This window comes from Streptomyces durbertensis (genome assembly GCF_014156695.1).
Taxonomy (GTDB): Bacteria; Actinomycetota; Actinomycetes; order Streptomycetales; family Streptomycetaceae; genus Streptomyces; species Streptomyces durbertensis.
In genome coordinates this window covers 1-6,545 of record NZ_WMLF01000306.1, presented here as the reverse complement: position 1 = coordinate 6,545, position 6,545 = coordinate 1, and the positions used below count along the sequence as shown (strand labels likewise).

At 73.7% G+C, this 6,545-nt stretch carries 7 protein-coding genes; 3 read left to right on the top strand and 4 right to left on the bottom strand.

Features of this window, described 5'->3' with window-relative positions:
* Positions 1-996, top strand: a 996-nt coding sequence (locus GL263_RS18745) for a hypothetical protein (RefSeq protein ID WP_182856882.1), incomplete at its 5' end; no start/stop codon positions are given.
* 81 nt (positions 997-1,077) lie between these two features.
* On the opposite strand, the gene GL263_RS18740 is transcribed toward GL263_RS18745, so the two are convergent.
* The 4 genes from GL263_RS18740 to GL263_RS18725 are packed head-to-tail and all read right to left on the bottom strand — an operon-like array spanning position 1,078 to position 4,124.
* Positions 1,078-1,698, bottom strand: coding sequence for a GTP-binding protein (locus tag GL263_RS18740; RefSeq protein ID WP_182856881.1), 621 nt, complete (start codon positions 1,696-1,698; stop codon positions 1,078-1,080).
* A complete protein-coding gene (locus GL263_RS18735) occupies positions 1,679-2,038 on the bottom strand; it encodes a DUF742 domain-containing protein (RefSeq protein ID WP_182856880.1) in 360 nt (119 codons plus the stop codon). Before GL263_RS18735 ends, GL263_RS18740 begins: the two co-directional genes overlap by 20 nt.
* Positions 2,035-2,442 (bottom strand): roadblock/LC7 domain-containing protein, encoded by a 408-nt coding sequence (locus tag GL263_RS18730; RefSeq protein WP_182856879.1) that lies wholly within the window; start codon positions 2,440-2,442, stop codon positions 2,035-2,037. The genes GL263_RS18735 and GL263_RS18730 overlap by 4 nt, the downstream gene beginning before the upstream one ends.
* A complete protein-coding gene (locus GL263_RS18725; protein WP_182856878.1) occupies positions 2,439-4,124 on the bottom strand; it encodes an ATP-binding protein in 1,686 nt (561 codons plus the stop codon). The genes GL263_RS18730 and GL263_RS18725 overlap by 4 nt, the downstream gene beginning before the upstream one ends.
* A gap of 384 nt (positions 4,125-4,508) precedes the next feature.
* On the opposite strand from GL263_RS18725, the gene GL263_RS18720 reads away from it, so the two are divergent.
* Together GL263_RS18720 and GL263_RS18715 are read left to right on the top strand one after the other, a co-directional pair.
* Positions 4,509-5,405, top strand: a complete 897-nt coding sequence (locus tag GL263_RS18720) for a universal stress protein (RefSeq protein ID WP_182856877.1) — start codon at positions 4,509-4,511, stop codon at positions 5,403-5,405.
* A 166-nt stretch (positions 5,406-5,571) separates the two neighbouring features.
* On the top strand, positions 5,572-6,474 hold the full coding sequence (locus GL263_RS18715; RefSeq protein WP_182856876.1) for a hypothetical protein: 903 nt from the start codon (positions 5,572-5,574) through the stop codon (positions 6,472-6,474).
* The last annotated feature ends 71 nt before the right edge of the window (positions 6,475-6,545 follow it).

Below are 6,545 nucleotides of genomic sequence, written 5' to 3'. Positions count from 1 at the left end.
GGCCGGGTCTGCTGGGGCGGCCTCGACAGGGAGACAGTGGACGCGCTGCTGCCGGAGGAGAAGGAGGGCGGCAGCACGCGGGTCGAGGAACTGACGCCCCGGAAACGGCACAGCTGGGGCGCCGACTGGGTGAGTGGCCGCTGCCGGGTCGACCGGTCCGGCACGTTGACCGTCGCGCTGTACCCGGTGGGGAACCTGCGAGGTGAGGACGGGAGCAGCTGGGCGCGGGAGCATCTGAACGGCGAGGCGGTTCCGTTGGGCGACGGTGTTCCGGGGATGGTCTCTCCGGGCCGTGCTTGGGTCCTCCTGCCGGACAGCTGTGTCGCCAAGGCGGGCGAGGACGACCGCCGCGTCGGCGCCCCGTCGGCCACCGCGGTCACCGTGGAGGTCGGCGGCCTGCTGCCCACGAGGGAGCGCCGGCGTCGGGAGGACGGCGCTCTCCAGCCGTTCGCCGACGCCGTCGTGGACGCGGCGAACGCGACGATGGCGTACCTCGGGTGCGCCGGAAGGTACCAGCGACCCGGCGAGCTGGCCGAGGCGGCCGGCTACGACGATGTCGGCAAGGACGCGCTGTGCGGGATCGAGGGGCTGCCGGCGGGCCCGGTGACGCGGCGCGACAGCGTGACGCAGCACCGGATGACCGACCCGGACGGCGCTCTGGTGCGGACCTGCGAGGTCCTCCGCGTCACAAAGGAGCAGCGCTGGCGCCGGCAGCTGCTGCGGCTCACCACGATCGAGGACGACCGGCTTGAGGGGTTGTTCCGGCTGACCGATGACGTGGGCGGCCGGAAGGTGACGGGCAAGCGCGGTGAGGGCTGGGTGCTGCCGGGGCGCGCGGTGTACCGGGCCGAGTGCCAGACCGGCATGGTGACGTTTGTTCTCACCCAGGAGGAGCGTTGGGAGGAGGGCTGGCTGCCGGGGCGCTATCTGGCGCCGTACGTGGAGGCGGAGTCGCGGCGGCTCGGCTGCGGTGAGCTGGCAGTCCGCCGCGACTGAGCCGCGGCTGAGTCAGGCTGCCCCGCGGCCGGACGCGCCTGGGCGCGACCGGGCGCGACAGAAGCGGTTTGTGTCGCCTGGTCAGGAGACCTCGCGGCTCGCAGCGAGGGAGTGCAGGTAGCGCATCAGCGCGATCAGCGCGTCGCGGCTGGAGGCGCGGTCGCGCGCGTCGCACTCGACGATCGGCACGCCGGCCGGCAGGTCGAGGGCCGTCCGCAGTTCCTCGATCGGGTGGCGCGGCGCGTCCGGGAAGGAGTTGATGGCGACGAGGAACGGCACGCCGCGCTCTTCCAGCCGCCCGATCACGTCGAAGCTCACTTCGAGGCGGCGGGTGTCGACGAGCACGACCGCGCCGAGCGCGCCGTCGAAGAGGCCGTTCCACAGGAACCAGAAGCGCTGCTGGCCGGGTGTGCCGAAGAGGTAGAGGACCAGTTCGTCGTTGAGGCTGATCCGGCCGAAGTCCATGGCCACCGTGGTGGCGGACTTGCGTTCGACGCCGACGGTGTCGTCCACGCCGACGCCGGCCTGGGTCATCGTCTCCTCGGTGGTCAGCGGGCGGATCTCGCTGACCGAGCCGACGAGTGTGGTCTTGCCGACGCCGAAGCCGCCGACGACCACGACCTTGACGGCGGCGGTGGCCGTCTCCGGCAGCGCGTCCTCGCTCCGTGGGCCGACGACCGGCTCAGAGCCTTTGAAGTCCATGGATGACTGCCTCAATCAGTGCGGGGTCGGGGAGTTGGGCCGCGGCGACCGGGGCCCGGGCGAGCACACGGCCGGTGGAGAGCAGGTCGTCGATCAGGACCGTGACCACGCTCACCGGCAGGTGGAGATAGGCGGAGACCTCGGCCACGGAGAGCGGGGAGTGGCACATCCGCAGGATGGCGGCGTGTTCGGGCTGCATGCCCGGTGTGGGCCCGGACTTGGCCACGATGAGCGTGACCAGGTCGAGCGAGCTGTTCTCGGTGGGGGCGCTACGTCCCCCGGTGATCACGTAAAGCCGTTCCGGCGTGCCTTCGTCCCATTCCTCGTCGCCACCCCTCATGCGGCCGGTCCGTCATGGCGTGGAGGGCTGGTCAGGTGTTGCCCGATGCGGGCGACGAGGTCCCGCATCCGTGCTCCTATCAGACCCGCGTCCACGCCCTCGTCGGTGAGGACCGCGAGGTAGGCGCCGGCGCCGGCCGCCATCAGGTAGAAGAAGCCGCCGTCCAGTTCGATGACGACCATCCGCATCTTCCCGTCGCTGTGCGGGAGTTCGACCGCGACCGCGCCGGCGAGGCTCTGCAGGCCGGCGCAGGCGGCGGCGAGCCGGTCGGCGGTGTCGGTGTCGGTGCCGTGGGCGCCCATCCGCAGGCCGTCGGCGGACAGCACGATGACGTGCCGGGTCTGCGGAACGCTCTCGGCGAGGTCCTTGAGCATCCAGTCCAGGTTGGGCCGGTGCTGAATCATGGCTGCTCACTCTTTTCCGAAGGCTTTTCTTGGGTCTGTCCGGCAGAGGGAGCTGCCGTGCTCTCGCCGGAGATGCCGCTCTGGAACGCCGCCATCCACATGCCGGGCTGGACGGGTGGCGCTTCCTGGCCCGGCGGGTCGGTCGTGTCGGCCGCCGCCGCCGAGGCCGCGGAGATCACCGGGTCCACCGACCGGCCGGGCGGCGCGGTGGCGGGCGCGGCGGCCCGGGCCCGCCGGCGGCGTTGCGGGAGCCCGCTGGGCGTGCGTTCGGTGATCTCCGGGACGCTCTCGGCCTCCACGCCACGCTTCTCCAGACCCTCCGGGCCGCTCCCGCCGGACGTGTCGCGGTCGTTCTCCGGCCGGGCGGGCGGGAGCGGCCTGGCGGTGGTGGCGGGCGCCGCGGCCGCCCGTGCGGCGGGGACGCCGACCCCGGCGGAGCCGCCCAGGGTGCCCCCGGCGGACGCGGGGGCGGAGGCGGATCCGGTGGTGGTCGGGGTCGGCCGGGGGCCGGAGGAGGCGCCGATGCCGTGCGCGCGGCCGGTGGCCGGCGCGGTGGTGATCAGTTCCTGCGGCACGATCAGCACGGCGCGCACGCCGCCGTAGGCCGAGGTGCGGAGCGAGACCTTGAAGTCGTACGCGCGGGCGAGCCGGCCGACGACGGCCAGGCCCAGCCGCGGGGTCTCGCCGAGGTCGGCGAGGTCCAGGCCCTCCTGGGCCTGCTGGAGCATGCGTTCGGCCCGGCGGCGGGCCTCCTCGCTGAGGCTGACGCCGCCGTCCTCGATCTCGATGGCGACGCCGGACTGCACCTCCACCGCGGTCAGGTGGACCCGTGTCTGCGGCGGCGAGTAGCGGGTGGCGTTGTCGAGGAGTTCGGCGAGTGTGTGGATGAGCGGTTCGACGGCCGGGCCGACGACGGCGACCTCGGTGACCGAGTGCAGTTCGACCCGCTGGTAGTCGATGATCCGGGACATGCCGCCGCGCAGCACGCTGAACAGCGGCACCGGGCGGTTCCACTGGCGGCCCGGGCGGGCGCCGCCGAGCACGGCGATGCTGTCGGCGAGGCGGCCGATCAGGGCGGTGCCGTGGTCGAGCCGGAGCAGGTCGCCGAACACCTCGTGGTTCTGGCCGTGCCGGTCCTCCATGTCCCGTAGTTCGCCGGCCTGTTGGTGGACGATGGCCTGCACGCGGCGGGCGATGTTCACAAAGGCGCGCTGGGCGGAGTCGCGCAGGTCCTCCTCGGCGGAGACCACGTCGACGACGGTCCGCAGCACCGCCCGGTGCGCGGCGCGGAACTCCTCGGTCAGCCCGGGGGAGAGGTCCTCGCCGAGGCCGGCGAGCACGTCGTCGGGGAAGTCGCCCTGGCGGAGCCGGGCGACGACGTGGGGGAGCAGTTGCTCGGCGAGGCGGACGGTCTCCGCCTCCTGCCGGGCCAGCGCGGCCTCGCGGGCGGCCACCTCCTGGCGCAGCGCGGCGGCGGCACGGCCGCGGCGGGCGGCCTCCGCGGCGACGACTGCGGTGGACAGCGTGGCGGCGAGCCCGATCCAGAAGATGGGGGCGCGCAGCCCCGGGGAGACCAGGAGCGCCGCGGTGAGCGCGGCGGCCGCGGTCACCGCCGTGGGCAGGACCCAGACGAGCGCCGAGGCGGGCCGGGGATCTCCTGGAGGTGATCCAGCATGGGTCATCAGCAGCTCAACCAACCGAACGTGTGGGGACGACAGCGGCGGATCAGCGCCCGGGCACGGCAAAGGCGTGGAACGACCGCGTCCACTGCCGTCCGCGCTGAACCGCAAGAAGCATAACTACGACTGATCAGTTATTGACAGTGACGCCCGGTCAGTGGAACGGCAGGGCCGAACGGCCCTGTCGGTGCCCAACTCCGGCTACGTAGAGTCCGGCTGACAGGACGACGGGCACGCGGCGAGCGTCGCCGCGGACGGGGCGTGCCCCCGGCCGGCCCACTGCCCTCGCGCGCCACGGCACGTGAGCGCACCCTGGAATGACAGAGGGCTGGAATGACACGAGCGTCTCCCGATGCCCGTGGTCGTGCCGAGAGGAACTGATACGCCATGAACAACCTCCCCGTCGTCGCCGCGGTGGACGGTTCCGAACACAGCCTCCGCGCACTGGAGTGGGCGCTGGACGCCGCGACCCGGCGCGAGAGCGAGCTGCTCGTCGTCCACGTGTGGGTGTGGCCGCCCCAGGTGACCAGCCTGCCGGAGCCGATGCCCGAGGCGCCGCCGCCCGGCCAGGACCCGGTCCTGGACTGGGTGAGGGAGCAGTTGCGGGACCGCTCCGACCTGCCCGAGGTGCGGTACACGACGATGAGCGGGTCCCCGGCGTCGGTGCTGCCCGAGATGGCGCCGCAGGCGCAGCTGATGGTGCTCGGTTCCCGGGGGCGGGGCGGTTTCGCCAGTCTGCTGCTCGGTTCCAACAGCCGGGCGACGGCGGCCCGCGCCGCCTGCCCCGTGGTGGTCATCCCGCACAAGGAGCGCGGCGGCGGTGCGCTGGCCGAGCCGTACGGGCGGGTGGTGCTCGGTCTGGAGACCTCGGAGACGGCGGCCCCGGTGGTGGAGTTCGCGCTCGCGGAGGCGCAGCGCCGGGGCGCCGCGCTGCAGGTCGTCACCACCCACCCGGTGCCGTTCTCCAGCCTGTCGATGCTCGGCAACTACCCGGACGCCACCGACCCGGAGGGTCCCGAGATCGCCCGGGTCACCGCCGACGCCCAGCGTGACCGGCTCAGGCCCTACCTGGAGCGGTACGACGACGTGGTCGTCGAGTACACCATCGCGCCGGGGGACGCCGCGGGCCGGCTTGTGGCCGCCTCGGAGTCGGCGGACGTGGTGGTCGTCGGGCGGCACCGCAGGCGTATGCACCCCGGTGGGCTGGCGATGGGCTCGGTCACCAACGCCGTCCTGCTGCACTCCCAGTGCCCGGTGGCGGTGGTCCCGGTCACCGACCGCTGAGCGCACGCCGGTCCCGGCGGGACCCGCCGGGACCGGCGGAACTCGAATGGCTGTGCGCCGAGTGCGCCGCTCCCGCGCCGACCCTAGCGTGATGATCACGTGGTGTGACCGATCGAGTGCACGCCTATCCCGCTCGGTGGTCACACGCGGGAAACGGAGTAGCGACATGCGCACAGCCCTACGAGCGCCCGCGGCACTCGCGGGCACCGCCTGCCTCCTCGCCCTCTCCGCCGCCCCGGCGGTGGCGGCGGACGCGGAGACCTCGCCACGCGTGGTCGCCCCGGGCGGCACCGTCACCGTCTACGTCAGCTGTGATCCCGTCCAGGGCAGCATCCCCGGTTCCATCGAGGCCACCTCCCAGGCGTTCGCGAAGGGGACGGTGCGGCTGGCCCGGGTCACCGGCCAGGAGGACAACGACTCCGTCGCCGGGCCCGCCTACCGCGGCCGGGCGAAGATCGCCTCCGCCGCGAGCTTCACCGGCGACGGGCCGAACGCCGTCGGCCGGGTCTCCGAGTGGGGCGTCGACGGCCTGTGCCCGGGCGGTGAGCAGTGGGCGGCCACCCTCCGCGTGGACCGGGACGCGACCCCCGCCGACCGCACGGGCGACCGCCGAAAGACCGACGATCCCGACGAGCGTTCCTCCGAGCCGAAGCACGACCCCAAGGACGACAACGCCGAGCGCAAGGAGCACGACGGCCGGGACGACGGGCCGGAGCCGGCCGACAAGGACGCCGACAAGGAGCACCACGGCCGGACCGGCGACCACGAGAAGCCGGTGAAGGACGAGGACAAGCACCGGGACAAGCACCACGACGGGGACCAGGGCACGGAGCACCAGCGCGCGGACGAGGAGAAGGACAAGCACGGCGACGGCCGCCAGGAGGACCGCCACGAGGGTGCCCACCAGGCGCCCGGCACCCCCAGCGGGCCCGTGCGCACCGGCGTCGGCGGCACCAGCGACGGCGGCGGTGTCAACGTCGCCGCGCTCGCGGGTGGTTCGGCACTGCTGGTCGGCAGTGTGGCCGCCGCCGTCCTGTGGAAGCGGCGCGGCGCGCGCGTCGGCCGCTGAACCGGACGCTCCGGGCGACCGGACCGGCGAAGGGCCGCGGTGAGAAGCCGGGGCGAAGGGCACCGGTGGAC

Excerpts from the sequence above, each read along its gene's own strand:
- GL263_RS18735 (WP_182856880.1), bottom strand. The coding sequence starts at position 2,038 with ATGAGGGGTGGCGACGAGGAATGGGACGAAGGCACGCCGGAACGGCTT.
- GL263_RS18725 (WP_182856878.1), bottom strand. The coding sequence starts at position 4,124 with ATGACCCATGCTGGATCACCTCCAGGAGATCCCCGGCCCGCCTCGGCG.
- GL263_RS18720 (WP_182856877.1), top strand. The coding sequence starts at position 4,509 with ATGAACAACCTCCCCGTCGTCGCCGCGGTGGACGGTTCCGAACACAGC.
- GL263_RS18715 (WP_182856876.1), top strand. The coding sequence starts at position 5,572 with ATGCGCACAGCCCTACGAGCGCCCGCGGCACTCGCGGGCACCGCCTGC.
- GL263_RS18730 (WP_182856879.1), bottom strand. The coding sequence starts at position 2,442 with ATGATTCAGCACCGGCCCAACCTGGACTGGATGCTCAAGGACCTCGCC.
- GL263_RS18740 (WP_182856881.1), bottom strand. The coding sequence starts at position 1,698 with ATGGACTTCAAAGGCTCTGAGCCGGTCGTCGGCCCACGGAGCGAGGAC.